Source organism: Kineococcus aridisoli (genome assembly GCF_050871885.1).
Lineage (GTDB): Bacteria > Actinomycetota > Actinomycetes > Actinomycetales > Kineococcaceae > Kineococcus.
Map to the genome: position 1 here is coordinate 1 of NZ_JBJLSF010000044.1, position 15,504 is coordinate 15,504.

17 protein-coding genes and 1 riboswitch are annotated in these 15,504 nt (G+C 76.7%); of the genes, 12 read left to right on the forward strand and 5 right to left on the reverse strand.

Annotation, left to right across the window (positions count from 1 at the left end):
* Together ACRYM2_RS13245 and ACRYM2_RS13250 are read right to left on the reverse strand one after the other, a co-directional pair.
* A partial coding sequence (locus ACRYM2_RS13245; protein ID WP_432522856.1) for a PP2C family protein-serine/threonine phosphatase occupies positions 1-1,181 on the reverse strand: 1,181 nt, incomplete at its 3' end.
* Positions 1,182-1,277: 96 nt separating this feature from the next.
* Positions 1,278-1,451, reverse strand: coding sequence for a CsbD family protein (locus tag ACRYM2_RS13250; RefSeq protein ID WP_432522857.1), 174 nt, complete (start codon positions 1,449-1,451; stop codon positions 1,278-1,280).
* A gap of 120 nt (positions 1,452-1,571) precedes the next feature.
* Here ACRYM2_RS13250 and ACRYM2_RS13255 point away from each other — a divergent pair, with 120 nt between their 5' ends.
* Positions 1,572-2,561: an NAD-dependent epimerase/dehydratase family protein gene (locus ACRYM2_RS13255; protein WP_432522858.1), complete on the forward strand. Its 990-nt coding sequence runs from the start codon at positions 1,572-1,574 to the stop codon at positions 2,559-2,561.
* Positions 2,562-2,564: 3 nt separating this feature from the next.
* Here the strand turns inward: ACRYM2_RS13255 and ACRYM2_RS13260 are convergent, their stop codons facing one another.
* Together ACRYM2_RS13260 and ACRYM2_RS13265 are read right to left on the reverse strand one after the other, a co-directional pair.
* Positions 2,565-2,861 (reverse strand): DUF4235 domain-containing protein, encoded by a 297-nt coding sequence (locus ACRYM2_RS13260; RefSeq protein ID WP_432522859.1) that lies wholly within the window; start codon positions 2,859-2,861, stop codon positions 2,565-2,567.
* Between the two features lie 16 nt (positions 2,862-2,877).
* Positions 2,878-3,018 (reverse strand): hypothetical protein, encoded by a 141-nt coding sequence (locus tag ACRYM2_RS13265; RefSeq protein ID WP_166614530.1) that lies wholly within the window; start codon positions 3,016-3,018, stop codon positions 2,878-2,880.
* A gap of 37 nt (positions 3,019-3,055) precedes the next feature.
* Positions 3,056-3,160: riboswitch (TPP riboswitch) on the forward strand.
* A 50-nt stretch (positions 3,161-3,210) separates the two neighbouring features.
* On the opposite strand from ACRYM2_RS13265, the gene ACRYM2_RS13270 reads away from it, so the two are divergent.
* The 3 genes from ACRYM2_RS13270 to ACRYM2_RS13280 all read left to right on the forward strand — a co-directional run bounded on the left by ACRYM2_RS13270 (position 3,211) and on the right by ACRYM2_RS13280 (position 6,230).
* Complete coding sequence (locus ACRYM2_RS13270; protein WP_432522860.1) at positions 3,211-3,819, forward strand: ECF transporter S component; 609 nt, start codon at positions 3,211-3,213, stop codon at positions 3,817-3,819.
* A gap of 15 nt (positions 3,820-3,834) precedes the next feature.
* Positions 3,835-5,316 carry an ATP-binding cassette domain-containing protein gene (locus ACRYM2_RS13275; RefSeq protein ID WP_432522861.1) on the forward strand — a complete coding sequence of 494 codons (1,482 nt, stop codon included), beginning with the start codon at positions 3,835-3,837 and terminating at the stop codon, positions 5,314-5,316.
* A 98-nt stretch (positions 5,317-5,414) separates the two neighbouring features.
* On the forward strand, positions 5,415-6,230 hold the full coding sequence (locus tag ACRYM2_RS13280; RefSeq protein WP_432522862.1) for an energy-coupling factor transporter transmembrane component T family protein: 816 nt from the start codon (positions 5,415-5,417) through the stop codon (positions 6,228-6,230).
* 9 nt (positions 6,231-6,239) lie between these two features.
* Here the strand turns inward: ACRYM2_RS13280 and ACRYM2_RS13285 are convergent, their stop codons facing one another.
* Positions 6,240-7,337, reverse strand: coding sequence for a DUF3616 domain-containing protein (locus ACRYM2_RS13285; protein WP_432522863.1), 1,098 nt, complete (start codon positions 7,335-7,337; stop codon positions 6,240-6,242).
* A 174-nt stretch (positions 7,338-7,511) separates the two neighbouring features.
* Between ACRYM2_RS13285 and dnaK the strand changes: the two genes are divergently transcribed.
* The 8 genes from dnaK (at position 7,512) to ACRYM2_RS13325 (ending at position 15,448) form a co-directional block, all read left to right on the forward strand.
* Entirely contained in the window at positions 7,512-9,386 is a 1,875-nt protein-coding gene (dnaK, locus tag ACRYM2_RS13290) for a molecular chaperone DnaK (protein ID WP_432522864.1), read from the forward strand.
* Positions 9,386-9,997 (forward strand): nucleotide exchange factor GrpE, encoded by a 612-nt coding sequence (grpE, locus tag ACRYM2_RS13295; RefSeq protein WP_432522865.1) that lies wholly within the window; start codon positions 9,386-9,388, stop codon positions 9,995-9,997. The genes dnaK and grpE overlap by 1 nt, the downstream gene beginning before the upstream one ends.
* 43 nt (positions 9,998-10,040) lie before the next feature.
* Positions 10,041-11,084: a DnaJ C-terminal domain-containing protein gene (locus ACRYM2_RS13300; RefSeq protein WP_432522866.1), complete on the forward strand. Its 1,044-nt coding sequence runs from the start codon at positions 10,041-10,043 to the stop codon at positions 11,082-11,084.
* 83 nt (positions 11,085-11,167) lie between these two features.
* A complete protein-coding gene (locus tag ACRYM2_RS13305) occupies positions 11,168-11,602 on the forward strand; it encodes a heat shock protein transcriptional repressor HspR (protein ID WP_432522867.1) in 435 nt (144 codons plus the stop codon).
* Between the two features lie 23 nt (positions 11,603-11,625).
* The gene (locus tag ACRYM2_RS13310; protein WP_432522868.1) at positions 11,626-12,645 is read left to right on the forward strand and encodes a beta-propeller fold lactonase family protein; all 1,020 of its coding nucleotides are present in this window, start codon (positions 11,626-11,628) and stop codon (positions 12,643-12,645) included.
* 53 nt (positions 12,646-12,698) lie between these two features.
* On the forward strand, positions 12,699-13,415 hold the full coding sequence (locus ACRYM2_RS13315; RefSeq protein ID WP_432522869.1) for a hemerythrin domain-containing protein: 717 nt from the start codon (positions 12,699-12,701) through the stop codon (positions 13,413-13,415).
* 20 nt (positions 13,416-13,435) lie between these two features.
* A complete protein-coding gene (locus ACRYM2_RS13320; protein ID WP_432522870.1) occupies positions 13,436-14,572 on the forward strand; it encodes a TolB family protein in 1,137 nt (378 codons plus the stop codon).
* Between the two features lie 42 nt (positions 14,573-14,614).
* Positions 14,615-15,448, forward strand: coding sequence for a phosphotransferase (locus ACRYM2_RS13325; protein ID WP_432522871.1), 834 nt, complete (start codon positions 14,615-14,617; stop codon positions 15,446-15,448).
* The last annotated feature ends 56 nt before the right edge of the window (positions 15,449-15,504 follow it).

The window sequence follows — 15,504 nt, forward strand, 5'->3', positions numbered from 1 at the left end:
CCCCCCCCCCCCCCCCCCCCCCCCCCCCCCCCCCCCCCCCCCCCCCCCCCCCCCCCCCCCCCCCCCCCCCCCCCCCCCCCCCCCCCCCCCCCCCCCCCCCCCCCCCCCACGGCGTCGACGAAGGCGTCGAGGTCGGTGCGGGCGCCGATCCGCCCGGCCGCCCGCACCAGGTGCTCCAGCCCCTGCGCCAGCGGCTGGTCGCGGCGCTCGACGAGGCCGTCGGTGTAGAGCAGCAGCGTGGCCGACGGCGGCAGCAGCGCGGTGCGGTCGGTGCGCTCGGCCTGCGGCAGCAGCCCCAGCAGCAGGTCGGGCTGGTCGTCGAGGAAGCGGGTGCGGGCCCGCCCCCCGTCGTGCGCGGGGGTCAGCAGCAGCGGCGGCGGGTGCCCGGCGTTGGCCCAGGTCAGCCGGCGGACACCGCGGCGCCGCTCGTCCTCGTCCTGCTCGATGCGCGCGACCACCGCGGTCGCGAGGACCTCCAGCCCCAGGCGCTGCGCGGCGGCGTCGACGCGGCGCAGCACCTGCGCCGGGCTCTGGCCGCCCTCGACGGCGTAGCTGCGCAGCAACCCGCGCAGCTGCCCCATCGCGGCCGCTGCGTGGATGTCGTGGCCGGTGACGTCGCCGATGACGAGGACGGTGCAGCCGTCGGCGTCGACGAGCGCGTCGTACCAGTCGCCGCCGACCTGGTCGCCGCTGCTGGCCGGCAGGTAGCGGCTGGTCAGCTGCAGGTGGTCCGGTTCGGGCAGGCGGGTGAGCATCGCCGCCTGCAGCGTCCGCGCGGCCTGCCGGCGGTCCTGCAGCGTGGCCAGCTGCGCGTTGCGCACCCCGACCGCGACGACGGCCAGGACGGCCGCGGCCACCACGACGAGGGTGCGCACGAGGCCCGGCACGAGCGGCACGCCGTCGAGCACGGCCAGCGCCGCGGCCGCCGCGACGGCCAGCACGCCCACGCCCACCGTCTGCCGGCGCGAGCCGCCCAGCCCGGTGAGCACCGGGCTCAGCGACAGGGTGCCGGAGACGTTGGCGCTGCCCCGCTCGAGGAAGGCGCCGGTGCCCAGGTCGACCACGCACAGCGCGAGAGCGGTGGCGGCGCCGAGCAGCACCCAGCGCCGGGACGGCGCGGGCAGGCCGGTGCTCCCGGCGCCCGGCGGTTCCCCGGAGGTCAGGGGGGTGATCTGCGGCACCCGGACAGCCTCCCGCACGCGCGAGGGCCGCGGGCAGGGGCGGGCGGGGGCGGGCGGGGACGTGCCGGTCCGCCGGCCCGCCCCCGCCGGTGCGCGTCAGCCCTTGAAGGCGTCCTTGAGGTGCTCGCCGCGCTGCTTGAGGTCGGCGGCCGTCTGGTCCTCGCGGCCCTCCGCCCGCAGCTGCTCGTCGTCGCTCGCGCTGCCGGCGGCCTCCTTGGCCCGCCCGGCCGCGTCCTGCGCCGCGTTCTTGATCTTGTCCGATGCGCTCATGGACCCACGAGACACCCGCGCGGCGGGCGCCGCACCCCGGGACCGGCGCGCGCGGGAGCCGGTCGCGCCCTAGCGTCGACCGCGGCCGGCGGAGCAGCCGGCACGACGACGGGAGCCCCCATGGCCTTGCGTGTCCTCTTCCTCGGCGGGACCGGCATCATCAGCTCGGCGTGCGCCGCCCTCGCGCTCGAGCGCGGGATCGACCTGACGGTGCTCAACCGCGGCGGCTCGTCCGCGAAGCGGCCGCTGCCGCCGGACGTGCGCACCCTCACCGGCGACGCCCGCGACCCGGTGTCGCTGCGCGAGGCGGTCGGCGACGAGGAGTTCGACGTCGTCGTCGACTTCATCGCCTTCACCCCCGAGCACGTGCGCGCGGACGTGGAGCTGTTCACCGGCCGCACCGGGCAGTACGTGTTCATCTCCAGCGCCTCGGCGTACCAGAAGCCCGTCGGCCACCTGCCGATCACCGAGTCCACGCCGCTGCGCAACCCGTTCTGGCAGTACTCGCGCGACAAGATCGCCTGCGAGGACCTGCTCGTGCGCGCCTACCGCGAGGACGGCTTCCCCGCCGTCGTCGTGCGGCCCAGCCACACCTACGACCGCACCCTGCTGCCCGTGGACGACGGCTGGACCACGATCGACCGGATGCGGCGCGGCGTGCCCGTCGTCGTCCACGGCGACGGCACCTCGCTGTGGGTGCTGACCCACCACACCGACTTCGCCAAGGGGTTCGTGCCGCTGCTGGGCGAGCCGGCCGTCACCGGCGACGTCGTGCACATCACCGGCGACGAGGTCCTCACCTGGGACCGGATCCACCGCACGCTGGCGGCGGCCGCGGGTGCTCCGGAGCCGACGCTGGTGCACGTGCCCAGCGACGTCATCGCCCGCGAGGCGCCCGACCGCGGGCCGGGGCTGCTGGGGGACAAGGCGCACTCGGTCGTCTTCGACAACACCAAGCTCAAGCGCCTGGTGCCCTCCTTCGCGGCGACGACGGGCTTCGCGGCGGGCGCGCGCGAGATCATCGCCCACCACGACGCCACCCCGGACCTGCGGGTCGTCGACCCCGTCGTCGACGCCCGCCAGGACCGGCTGGTGGAGCGGTTCGGCTGAGCCTCAGGCCGTCGCGGCGCCGTCGTCGCCCGGCCCCAGGCCGGGCGGCAGCTCGCCGAAGCTCTTGCGGTAGACGACCGCCGCCTGCCGCTCGACGAGCAGGCGGGTCAGGCCGATGACCGCGCCGGAGGCGAGCGCCCAGAGCACCGCCTCCTTCCAGGCGACGTCCGGGTCCTCGGGGTTGTCCGGCGGCGGCGCACCGGTCGCCGTGACCCAGACCTTCTTCGTGACGCGGCTCGCGACGGCGGTCGCGAGGATGCCCGACGCGGGGCCCACCAACTTCCAGAGGAACGAGCTCATGGAGGCGAACCCTGCCCTACAGCAGGTCCAGGAGCCAGCCCAGGACGGGGGTGAGCGCGGCCGCGGTGCCGCCGAGGACGGCGACGATGACCAGCAGGGTGATCAGGCGCACCCCGCGGGAGGGGCCGCCGTCGGGTCCGCGCATCATCCGGAGCACGGGGGCATCCTCGCAGGTGCCCGGTGCTAACCTCCCCTGCACACGACAGGGGAGCGCCGCGGGGCGCTGAGAGTGCGGGATGCCGCAGACCCTCGAACCTGATCCGGTTCACACCGGCGTAGGGAGTCGGGCCGACCTCGACCCGTGGCGATCGGCGCCGCGGGTCCCCCTCCTGAGCACAGGAGGAACTCCGTGAGCACCACCCTCACCCGCACGTCCAGCCCCCGGCGCTGGCGCACCGTCGACCTCGTCACCGCGGCCGTGCTGGGCGTCGCCTTCGGCGTCGTCTTCTGGGGCTGGGCCGTCGTCTACGCCGCGGTCTCACCCGTCTTCGCCGCCGTCGCCCCGCTGGCCGGCCTGCTGGGCGGCGTGTGGCTGCTGCCGGCCGTCGTCGGCGCGCTCGTCGTCCGCCGCCCCGGCGCCGCGCTGCTGGCGGAGATGGTCGCCGCCAGCGTCGAGGCGCTGCTCGGCAGCCACTGGGGCGCCGGCGTCCTGGTCTCCGGCGCGGTCCAGGGCCTCGGCGTGGAGATCGCCGTCGCCCTCTTCGCGTGGAAGCGCTGGGGCGTGGGCGTGGCCGTCCTCGGCGGGGTCGTCGCCGCCGTCCTGGAGGGCGTCTACGAGCTGTTCGCCTACTTCGCCGGCGCCTGGAGCCTCGGCTTCCAGGTGCTGTACGTGGCCTGCTTCGCGCTGTCCGGCGCCCTCGTGGCCGGTGTCGGCGGCTGGGCGCTGGTGCGGGCGCTGGCCCGCGCGGGCGCCCTGGGGGCCTTCGGCGCGGGCCGCGAGCTGCGCCGGCGCGGCTGAGGCGCGGCGGCGGACGTGGCCGACCTGCGCCTGATCGACCTCACCGTCACCCCCGCCGGCGCCGACCGCCCCGTCGTCGCCTGCGTGGACCTCGACGTCCCCGCCGGCCAGCGCGTCCTGCTCGTCGGCCCCAGCGGTGCCGGCAAGTCGACGGTGCTGCGGGCGCTGGCGGGGCTGCTGGAGGACGACGTCGACGCCCGCGGCGAGGTCCTGCTCGACGGCCGCCCCGCGCGGCCGGGCGAGGTGGGGCTGCTGCTGCAGGACCCGCTGGACACCGTGGTGGCCGCGACCGCCGGCCGGGACACCGCCTTCGGCCCCGAGAACGCGGGCCTGCCCCGCGAGGAGGTCTGGCGGCGGGTCGCCCGCGCCCACGCCGCCGCCCGCTACGCCGCCGGCCGCGACCGGGACGTCGCGACGCTGTCCGGCGGCGAGCGCCAGCGCCTCGCGCTCGCCGGGGTCCTCGCCGCGCAGCCGTCGGTGCTGCTGCTGGACGAGCCGACCTCGATGCTCGACGCGCCCACCGCCGCCCAGGTGCGCGGGGCGGTGCTGGAGGCGGCGGCCGGGCGCACCCTCGTCGTCGTCGACCACGACCTCGCCGGCTGGGCGCCGCACGTGGACCGGGTGCTCGTGCTCGGCCGCGGCGGGCGCCTCGTGGCCGACGGGGCGCCCGGGCGGGTCTTCGCCGGGTCGCGCTCGCTGCTGGCCGACGGCCTGTGGCTGCCCGGGGCGCAGGCGCCGGCACCCGTGGACGTGCCCGCGGGGCTGCTCGCGCCGCAGCTGGCGGTGCCGGAGGCGGCCACCGGCGGTGCGCTGCTCACCGGGCGCGGTCTGGGCCTGCGCCGCCGCCGCCGCAGCCTGCGGCCCGTGCCGCCGGCGACGGTGCTGCGGGAGGTCGACGTGGAGCTCGCGGCGGGCTCGGCGACGGCGCTGACCGGTCCCAGCGGGTCGGGCAAGTCCAGCCTGCTCGCGGTGCTGGCGGGCCTGGCCCGCCCCACCGGGGAGCTGACCGCCGCGCCCGGGCTGGCCGGGGGCCTGGCGCCGCAGCCGTGGCGCTGGCGCTCGCGGGAGCTGGCCGCCCGCCTGGCGTGGGTGCCGCAGTTCCCCGAGCACACCTTCGTGCGGGCCACCGTGCGCGAGGAGGTCGCCGCGACGCCGCTGGCGCTGGGGCGTGCCGAGGCGCGCGGCGAGCAGCTGCTGGAGCTGCTCGGGCTGGCGCACCGCGCGGACGTCAACCCCTTCCGCCTCTCCGGCGGCGAGCAGCGCCGGCTGGCGCTGGCGGGGGCGCTGGCCGCCGGGCCCGCCGTGCTGCTGGCCGACGAGCCGAGCGTGGGGCAGGACCGCGGCACCTGGGCGGTCGTGGCGGGGCTGCTGGCGGCCGCGGCGCGCGAGGGCGTGGCGGTGGGGGTCAGCAGCCACGACGAGCGGTTGCTGGGGGTGCTGGACGGTCCGGTCGTGGCGCTGCGCGCCGGGACACGGGTCGTGGGGGCGGCCGCGTGAGCCGCGACGGCGCGCCCGTCCCCAGCGCTGTCCCCAGCAGTGTCCACAGGCCTGTGCACACCCCTGTGGACGGAGCGGTGGAAGGTGTGGGGAAGGCCGTGACGGCTGTGGACCGCGAGGTGGAGGACCGGGGCGTGGAGGACCGCGAGGTGGGGGACCGCGGGGTCCCGCCCACCCCGGCCCAGCTGCGCAGCGCCGCCCCCGGGCCGCCCGTGCGCTCGTGCGGGCCGCTGCCGCTGCTGGCGGTCTCCCTGCTGTGCGCGCTGGGCGCCTTCGCGGTCGACGCCTGGCAGCAGGCGGCGCTGGCCCTGCTCGTGCAGCTGCTGTGCCTGCCCCTGGTCGTGGGCCGCGGCCACCGGCTGGGGCGCCGGCTGGTGCCGCTGGCGGTGGCGGCGCTGTCGGTGGGGTGGTCCACCGTCCTGGCCGGCGACTCCGACGAGCCGCTGCGCACGGCCGCGACCGCCGCGCTGCGCCTGGTCGTGCTGGTGCTGCCGGGTGCCCTGCTGCTGAGCTGGCTGGACCCCGGCGAGGCCGGCGACCACCTCGCGCAGCGGTTGCGGCTGCCCGGGCGCGTGGTCGTGGCCGTCGTCGCCGCCCTGGGCCAGCTGGCCACGCTGGCCGAGGTGTGGGACCAGGTCGCCGCGGCCCGGCGGGTGCGCGGGCTGGGTGCGGGCCGCTCCCCGCTCTCCCGCGTGCGGTGGGCGGCCTCGACGGCCTTCGGGCTGCTCGTGGACGCCGTCCGCCGCGCGGGGCGGACGGCGGTGGCGATGGACGCCCGCGGGTTCGCCGCGGCGGGGGTGGACGTGCCCCGCTCGTGGGCGCTGCCCGCGCCGTGGCGGCGGGCCGACAGCGTGCTGCTGGGCGCCGGGACGCTGGTGGCGGCCGTGCCGCTGCTGGTCCGCCTGCTCGGCTGACGCCGCGGCTCAGGGGGCCGGCGGCAGCGGCCAGACGTCGGCGAGCATCCCGCCCCCGGCGGTGTGCCGGGCGGCGGCCGGGGAGTCCAGCACCACGAGCAGCTCCTCCGCCCCGCCCGGCTCGGCGGGGACGACCCCGATGCCCTCGGGGTGGTCCTCGCCCTGCCCGTGCGGCAGCTCCAGCAGGACGGGCAGCTCGCGGGCGCGCACGACCGCGGGCGCCTCGGCGCGCAGCGCGCCGGCCCAGCGGTGCACGCGCACCGGTCCGGACAGCCCCATCGAGGGCCCGGTGAGCACGAGCAGGTCGTCGCCGTGCGGGGCCAGGTCGCGCACGCCGAGGCCGCGCAGGTCCAGCAGGTGCACCCGGTAGCGGCGGCCGTCCTCGAACTCCCGCAGCACCAGGCGGCCGTCGTCCTTGCGGTGCGTGGCCGGCCGCAGCTCCAGCAGCACCGCCCAGCCGCGCAGCACGGGACCGCGCAGGCCGACGAGGACCCGGGTGCCCCCGGCGTCCTCGCGCACGGCGACGCCCTCGACGTCGAGGCCGTTGTCCTTGGAGGGGATGGCCAGGAACGGCGCGAGCAGCTCGTCGTCGGCCAGCTCGGTGGCCAGGTCGTCGTCGTGGGCGCCGAGGACGGCGGCGGTCAGGCGCTGCCCGTCCAGCCGCACCTCGCGGGCGGGCAGGCCGGTGGCCGGGTCGACCGGCAGCCGCACCAGCACGAAGCGGTTGGCCTCGCGCACCACCTTGCCCAGCCGCTTGCGCGCCTTGTCGTCGGGGTCGGAGTCGCGGACCTTCTTGCGCTTGAGGCTGTGCGAGCCGATCGCCCACAGCCACGGGCCGGTGCGGGCCAGGCCCTCGACGTCGGCCTCCTCGGAGGCGGCCGCGGGCAGCTCGACGAGGTCGGCGAGCGCCACGCTCACCTGGTCGCCGTAGCCGGTGAGGCGGCCGGTGGCGTCGCGCTGCTCGGTGAGGCGCTCGACGGTGGCCGTCTCGTCGCCGGCGACCCACAGGTGGGGCCCGTCGGTGCGGACGGCGGACAGGTTGACGTGGGTGAGCCCGGCCTTCGACTCCTCGGCGAAGTGCAGCGGGACCTGGCGCAGCGGGTGCACGCCGGGACAGCGTGCGGGAGGACCCGCAGGTTCCCGGACCGGCGGGAACAACCCGGCCGCCCCGGCAGTTGAGCCCATCAGACTCAAGTCCAGCGGCCACGGCTTGACACAGCGGCCGACGCCGTCAGACTTGAGTGAGGAACGCTCAAGCGATCAGGAAAGAGGAGCCACACCATGGCACGTGCGGTCGGCATCGACCTCGGTACCACCAACTCCGTCGTCTCCGTCCTCGAGGGCGGTGAGCCGACGGTCATCGCCAACGCGGAGGGCGGTCGCACGACCCCGTCGGTGGTGGCGTTCGCCAAGAACGGCGAGGTGCTGGTCGGCGAGATCGCCAAGCGCCAGGCCGTCACGAACGTCGACCGCACCATCCGGTCCGTCAAGCGCCACATCGGCACCGACTGGAACGTCTCGATCGACGACAAGAAGTACACCTCGCAGGAGATCAGCGCCCGCACGCTGCAGAAGCTCAAGCGCGACGCGGAGAGCTACCTCGGCGAGGCCGTCACCGACGCCGTCATCACCGTCCCGGCGTACTTCAACGACGCCCAGCGCCAGGCCACCAAGGAGGCCGGCGAGATCGCGGGCCTGAACGTCCTGCGCATCATCAACGAGCCCACCGCGGCCGCGCTCGCCTACGGCCTGGACAAGGGCAAGGAGGACGAGCTCATCCTCGTCTTCGACCTCGGCGGCGGCACCTTCGACGTGTCCCTCCTGGAGGTCGGCAAGGACGAGGACGGCTTCTCCACCATCCAGGTGCGCGCCACCTCCGGCGACAACCACCTCGGCGGCGACGACTGGGACCAGCGCATCGTCGACCACCTGCTGAAGAAGGTCTCCGGCGCCTACGGCATCGACCTGTCCAAGGACAAGATCGCCATGCAGCGCCTGCGCGAGTCCGCCGAGCAGGCCAAGAAGGAGCTGTCGACGGCGACGAGCACGAACATCTCGCTGCAGTACCTGTCGATGACGGAGAACGGCCCCGTCCACCTGGACGAGCAGCTGACCCGCGCGCAGTTCGAGCAGATGACCCAGGACCTGCTGGACCGCACCAAGGCGCCCTTCCACGCGGTCATCCGCGACGCCGACGTCAAGCTCGCCGACATCGACCACGTCGTGCTCGTGGGTGGTTCCACCCGCATGCCGGCCGTGACCGAGGTCGTCAAGGAGCTCACCGGCGGCCGCGAGCCCAACAAGGGCGTCAACCCGGACGAGGTCGTCGCCATCGGCGCCGCCCTGCAGGCCGGTGTCCTCAAGGGCGAGCGCAAGGACGTCCTGCTCATCGACGTCACCCCGCTGTCCCTGGGCATCGAGACCAAGGGCGGGATCATGACCAAGCTCATCGAGCGCAACACGGCGATCCCGACCAAGCGCTCGGAGGTCTTCACCACGGCCGACGACAACCAGCCGTCGGTGCTCATCCAGGTCTTCCAGGGCGAGCGCGAGCTGGCTCGCGACAACAAGCCGCTGGGCACCTTCGAGCTCACCGGCATCGCGCCGGCCCCGCGCGGCGTGCCGCAGGTCGAGGTCACCTTCGACATCGACGCCAACGGCATCGTGCACGTGTCCGCCAAGGACCGCGGCACCGGCAAGGAGCAGTCGATGACCATCTCCGGCGGCAGCGCGCTGTCGAAGGAGGACATCGAGCGGATGGTCAAGGACGCCGAGGCGCACGCCAACGAGGACAAGCAGCGCCGCGAGGAGGCCGAGGCCCGCAACCAGGCCGAGGCGCTCGTCTACCAGACCGAGAAGTTCGTCGCGGACAACTCCGACAAGCTCCCGGCCGAGGGCAAGGAGGAGGTCGAGAAGGCCGTCGCCGAGCTCAAGAGCGCGCTCAACGGCACCGACGCCGCCGAGATCAAGGCCAAGTCGGACGCCGTCGCCCAGGCCAGCCAGAAGCTGGGCGCCGCGATGTACGCCGCGCAGTCCGAGGGCGCCGCGGCCGGTGACGCCGGTGACGCCGGCGCCTCCGGCGGCCCCGGCTCCACCAAGTCCTCCGACGAGGACGTCGTGGACGCCGAGGTCGTCGACGACGAGAAGGACAAGTGATGTCGGAGGAGTTCGCCGAACCCACCGTGGTCCGCGACCGGCGCCGGATCGACCCCGAGACGGGGGCGGTCCGCGCCGAGCCCGGCGAGCCCGCCGAGCAGGGCGACCAGCAGGCCCAGCAGCAGTCCCAGCAGCAGGCCCCGACGGTCGGCGGCCCGGACGACGGCGCCGCCGACGCGGCGCTGGAGGCCGCGCAGGCGCAGGCCGCCGAGCGCCTGGAGGAGCTGCAGCGGCTGAACGCCGAGTACGTGAACTACCGCAAGCGCGTCGACCGGGACCGGGACGTGGCCAGGAACACGGCGCTGGCCAGCGTCGCCGAGGCGCTGCTGCCCGTCCTGGACGACGTGCACCTGGCCCGCCAGCACGGCGACCTGACCGGCCCGTTCGTGGCGATCGCCGACAAGCTGGAGGCCACGCTCACCCGCTTCGGCCTGGTCCGCTACGGCGAGAACGGCGAGCCGTTCGACCCGGCGGTCCACGAGGCGCTGATGCACAGCCACTCCGACGAGCACGAGGTCGCCACGTGCGTCCAGGTGCTGCAGCCGGGGTACCGCTTCGGCGAGCGGATCCTGCGCCCGGCCCGCGTCGCGGTCGCCGACCCGCAGGGATGAACGACTCCGAGGACAGCACGAGAGCGAAGGGGGGTGGGCGCCGGTGAGCATGCAGGACTGGGCGGAGAAGGACTTCTACGCCATCCTCGGCGTCTCCCACGACGCCGACGCCGCGGAGGTCAAGAAGGCGTACCGCAAGAAGGCCCGCACCCTGCACCCGGACGCCAACCCGGGTGACGCGGCCGCCGAGCAGCGCTTCAAGGAGGTCGGCGAGGCCTACGCGGTCCTGTCCGACCCCGAGCAGCGCCGCCAGTACGACGGCGTCCGCGCCATGGTCGGCGGCGGCGCCCGGTTCTCCTCCGGGGGAGCCGGGGGCCCCGCCGGCGGTGCGGGTTTCGAGGACCTGCTCGGCGGGCTCTTCGGCCAGGCCGGCCGCGCGCCCGGCGGGGTGCGCTTCGGCACCCCCGGCGGGCCCGGTGCCGGTGCCGGTGGTTTCGAGGACCTGCTCGGCGGGCTCTTCGGCCAGGCCGGTGCCGGTGCCGGTGGTTTCGGCGGCGGCCCGGCCCAGGCGCCGCCGCGCGGCCAGGACATCGAGGCGTCCGCGCGGGTGTCCTTCCGCGACGCCCTCGACGGCAAGGCGGTCGCGCTGCGCGTGCCCGACCCGCGCGGCGGGCCGGCCCGCACGGTCAACGCGCGGCTGCCGCAGGGCGTGCGCGACGGCCAGAAGGTCCGCCTGCGCGGCAAGGGCGTGCAGGGACCGGGCGGCAGCGCCGGGGACCTGCTGGTCACCGTGCACGTCGAACCGCACCCGGTGTTCCGCCGGGAGGGCGACGACCTGCGGATGACGCTGCCGGTGTCCTTCGACGAGGCCGTCCTCGGCGCCACCGTGGACGTGCCGACGCTGGACGGCTCGACGGTCCGGGTGAAGGTCCCCGCGGGGACCCCGTCCGGGCGCTCGCTGCGGCTGAAGGGCCGCGGCGTCAAGCGCTCGCGCGCCGACGACGAGCGCGGCGACCTGCTGGTGACCGTGGAGGTCGTGGTGCCGCAGCGCGTCGACGGCGCGGTGCGCGAGGCCGTGGAGGCCTTCGCGAAGGCGACCGCCGGCGAGGACCCGCGCGCGGGCCTGGCCGAGCGCGCCCGCAGCTGAGACCCCCGCCGCGGTGGCCGTGCCCGTCCCCGGGCACGGCCACCGCGCGGTGCGGGCAGGAGGACGAGAGGGAGGGGTGGGAGGTGTACGACGACGACAGCGCGGTGTTCGTGATCTCGGTCGCCGCGGAGCTGGCGGGGATGCACCCGCAGACGCTGCGGCAGTACGACCGCCTCGGCCTCGTCTCGCCCAGCCGGGCGCGCGGGCGCGGGCGCCGCTACTCCGCGCGCGACATCGCGCAGCTGCGCGAGGTGCAGCGGCTGTCCCAGGAGGACGGCGTGAACCTCGCGGGCATCAAGCGCATCCTCGAGCTGGAGAACCAGGTGCTGGCGCTCGGCAAGCGCGTGGAGGCGCTGGAGTCCGAGATCGCCCTGGTGCGCCAGCAGGCGCGGCGCATCTTCGCGGCCGGGATGGCCGGCGACATCGTCGCCACGCCCCTGGGGCGGCGGCCGGAGTCGCAGCGCTCGACGGCGCTGGTCGTCTGGCGACCCGAGCACCAGCGCTCCCACCAGCGCTGAAGCGCAGCGGGCACGATGGGCACGTGAGCAGCGACCCCGCGACCACCGTCCTCGCCGTCGGTTCCTACACCTCCGCCACGGGCGGGCGCGGTGCGGGCGTGACGCTGCTGGAGCGCGACCCGGGCACCGGCCGCCTCGGCGGCGTCGTCTCCGTCGACGAGTGCCCCTCGCCCTCCTTCCTGGCCGCCGGCCCGGGCGGCGTGCTGCACGCCGCCCACGAGCTCGACGAGGGCCTGGTCTCCTCGCGCCGCTTCGAGGGCGGGCGCTGGGAGGTGCTCGCGCAGGTGCCCAGCGGCGGCGCCGCGCCCTGCCACCTGTCCGTGGCGCCGTCGGGCGCGCTGCTCGTCGCCGCCAACTACGGCGGCGGCGCGGGTGTGCTGGGCCTGGCGCACGGCGCGGTCACCGGCCCGGAGCAGGTGCTGCGCGCGCAGGGCTGCGGCCCGGAGGCGGAGCGGCAGGAGGCCTCCCACCCGCACTCGACCCTCTTCCTGGACGAGCGGCACGTCGTGGTCTGCGACCTGGGCACCGACGAGCTGCGCGTGCACGCGCTGGAGGGTGCGCGGCTGTCCGCCGAGCCCGTCCAGGTGCTCGCCCTGGCGCCGGGCACCGGCCCGCGCCACGCCCGGCTGCACGGCGGCCGGCTGCACGTGACCGGTGAGCTCGCCGCCACGCTCACCAGCCTCGCCGTCGACGACGGCCGGCTGTCCGACCCGGTCGTGCACCCCGCCCTGGCCGTGCCCGTCGAGCAGCGCACGTACCCCTCCGAGGTCGCGGTGGCGCCCTGGGGCCTGGTCGTGGCCAACCGCCGCGCGGAGGTCCTCACGCTGCACGAGGTCGTCGACGGCACCGCGCGCCCGGTGCGCGACGTCGCGATCGGCGCGCTCAACCCCCGCCACGTCGCCGTGCTGGGCCCCCACGTGTACGTCGCGGCCCAGGACTCCGACCTCGTCGTCCACCTCGCCCTCGACGACGACCTCGTCGTCGTCGACCGCTCCACCGCCGCGGTGGGCTCCCCGACGTGCGTGGTGCCCTTCCCGCTCTGACCGGCGCGCGGGCGGGGCGTGTGGGAGCGGTCCGCGCGGGGCAGGGGACTCCCATGACGAACCCACGCCACGACGGGCTGCGCTCGGTGGCCGACCAGTCCGAGGAGGAGCGCGGCGGCCCGGGCAGCATCCTGTCCCGGCAGAGCCGCGACCACGCCGAGCTCGACGCGCTGATGCGCTCCTACGACGCGGCGGGCAGCCCCGCCGAGCGCGGGCGGATCGTCGCGCAGGTCGGTGAGCGCGCCCTGCGGCACGCCTTCGCCGAGGAGACGGTCCTCTTCCCCGCCTACCGCAAGTTCCTCGCCGGGGACGACGACGAGCTGACCCGGCACATCGAGGGCGACCACCAGAGCGTCAACGACGCGCTGGAGCAGCTGCAGCGCGCCGACCCCTCCTCCGCGGACTACGACGCGACGGTGCGCCACGCCTTCGAGGTGATCCGCCACGACGCGCACGACGAGGAGGACGACCTGCTGCCTCGGCTGCAGCAGGCCGTCGGCGTCGAGCAGCTGCGGGCGATCGGGGCGGCCTGGGAGGTGCAGCGCCGCACCTCGCCGACGCGCCCGCACCCGAGGATCCCGCGCGAACCCCCGGGCAACGTGCTCGCCGGGATCCCGCTGGCCGTCTCCGACCGCGTCAAGGACGCCGTCGACCACGCGCTGCCCGTCGGCACCGGCCGCCGGCGCGCGGCCCCCGCGGTCCTGCTGGCCACCGCGGTCGTCCTGCTCGTTCGCCTGCGCCGCGGGAGCCGAGGTGCTGGGATGAGGTGAGGACGAGGCGAGGGGGAGCCGTGGGGGGCGACGCGCGAGCAGGGGTGCGGGCGGGCGCGGGAGCGGCCGCCGCGCTGGCCGTGCTGCTGGTGGGGGCGGCGGCCCCGGCGGGGGCGCAGCAGGTGGGCGCGCGCGAGGAGGCGCCGTCCGGTCCGGTGCTCGCCTTCGCCGGCCACGACGGCGCCGACGGCGAACCGGGGCTGTTCGGCCTGGACACCGGCACCGGCCGGCAGTGGCGGATCGCCGAGGGTTCCGCGCACGACGTGCACTTCTCGCCGGACGGCACGCGCATCGCGTGGATCGGCCACGGCGACGACGACCTGGGCAGCGTGCAGGTCGCCGCCGCCGACGGCAGCGGGCGGCAGCGGCTGGACGCCCCCGGCGACTCCCGCTCGCTGACGTGGGCGCCGGACGGTGCGCTCAGCTGGTTCCACCGCTCCGCCTGGTCGCCGACGGACTGCACCGACCCCGACCGCCTCACCCGCGTGGAGCTCGTGCACCGCACCGCCGACGGCGCGCAGCGCGCGCTGGGCACGGCCGCCGCGACCGCCGCGCAGCTGCGCGCGTCCCCGGACGGGCGCACGCTCGCGTGGGTGGAGAGCGGTCCCGACGTCTGCGCCGCGGCGCCGACGCAGCTCGTCGTCGCGGACGTCGCCACCGGCGCCCAGGTCGTCGTCGCGGGCGCGGAGGACGCCGCGGACGCCTCCTTCTCCCCGGACTCGGCGAGGCTGGCGCTGACCCACCGCGACGGCGACGTCGTGCTCGTCGACGTCGCCGCGGGCACGGCACACCGGGTGCGCACGGACGGCGTCCTGGAGCGGCGCGCCCGGTTCACCGGGACCGCGGAGCTGGTGCTCGCGCGCACCACCGGCACCTCCCGGCAGCTGAGCCTGGTCGGCCTGGACGGCGGCGTGCACCGCGACCTCGGCACCGCACCGGAGTTCGTCGACGACCTCGTCGTCGCCCCGGACGGTGCGCTGGTCGTCGCGGGCCGCAGCGCCGGCGCCGGTGCCGGCTCGCTGCTGCGCCACCCGCTCGACGGCGCCCCCGCGACGCTCCTGGGCGAGGACGCCCGGGCGGTGGAGCCCGAGCTCGCCGTGGCCCCGTGGTCCTCCCCGGCCCCGGTGCTGGAGCGGCGCGCGCGCTCACCGCGCTGAAACCCGCTGGACCGCCGGGAGCGGCCGGTCCAGGCTGGGTCGGTGCACGAGGAGCAGGGCCAGGTACCGGGCCAGGTACCGGGCGAGGCGCCGGACGAGGAGGTCCTGACCGGTGGCGGCGTGAACCGGGTGGTGCGCCGCGGGGACCGCGTCCTGCGCCCCGTCGGGGCGTGGACGCCGCGCGTGCACGAGCTGCTGCGCCGGCTGGAGCGGGAGGGTTTCCGCGCCGCCCCCCGCGTGCACGGCACCGCCGGCGGCCTGGAGGAGCTGGACTTCCTGCCCGGGCGGGTGTCGAACTACCCGGTGACCGACGCGGCCGCCTCGGAGGCGGCGCTGCGCTCGGCGGCGGCGCTGCTGCGCGAGTACCACGACGTCACCGCGCGGTTCGCGCGGGAGCTGCCGCGCGAGGGCTGGGTGCTGCCCGTGGAGGAACCCGTCGAGGTCGTCTGCCACGGGGACTTCGCCCCGCACAACTGCGTCCTCGACGGCGAGCGGGTCGTCGGCCTCATCGACTTCGACACCGCCCGGCCGGGTGCCCGGCTGCTCGACGTGGCGGCCGGGGCCTACCGCTGGGTGCCGCTGTCGTCGCCGGAGGCCGACGGCGTGCGCGGGGACGTGGCCGAGCACGCCCGCAGGCTGGCGGTGTTCTGCGACGTCTACGGCCTCGGCGAGCGCGAGCGCGCCGGGCTGCTGGACGCGGTGATCGCCTCCCTGGAGGGGCTGGTGCGGTTCATGCACGAGCAGGCCGCGGCGGGCAGCGCGGCGTTCGCCGGGCACGTCGCGGCCGGCCACGACCGCCTCTACCGCTCCGACGCCGAGCACGTGGCCCGCCACCGCGAGCTGTTCGAGGCGGCGCTCGGCACCGGCGGGCGGTAGGCGGGAGCGGCGGGCGGGGTGACCCGTCGCGGCGGCGCGCGTCACGTCCCGGGCGG

Bases quoted from the DNA above. Each gene is read 5' to 3' on its own strand.
- ACRYM2_RS13250 (WP_432522857.1), bottom strand. From the start codon at position 1,451: ATGAGCGCATCGGACAAGATCAAGAACGCGGCGCAGGACGCGGCCGGG.
- ACRYM2_RS13255 (WP_432522858.1), top strand. From the start codon at position 1,572: ATGGCCTTGCGTGTCCTCTTCCTCGGCGGGACCGGCATCATCAGCTCG.
- ACRYM2_RS13260 (WP_432522859.1), bottom strand. From the start codon at position 2,861: ATGAGCTCGTTCCTCTGGAAGTTGGTGGGCCCCGCGTCGGGCATCCTC.
- dnaK (WP_432522864.1), top strand. From the start codon at position 7,512: ATGGCACGTGCGGTCGGCATCGACCTCGGTACCACCAACTCCGTCGTC.
- grpE (WP_432522865.1), top strand. From the start codon at position 9,386: ATGTCGGAGGAGTTCGCCGAACCCACCGTGGTCCGCGACCGGCGCCGG.
- ACRYM2_RS13315 (WP_432522869.1), top strand. From the start codon at position 12,699: ATGACGAACCCACGCCACGACGGGCTGCGCTCGGTGGCCGACCAGTCC.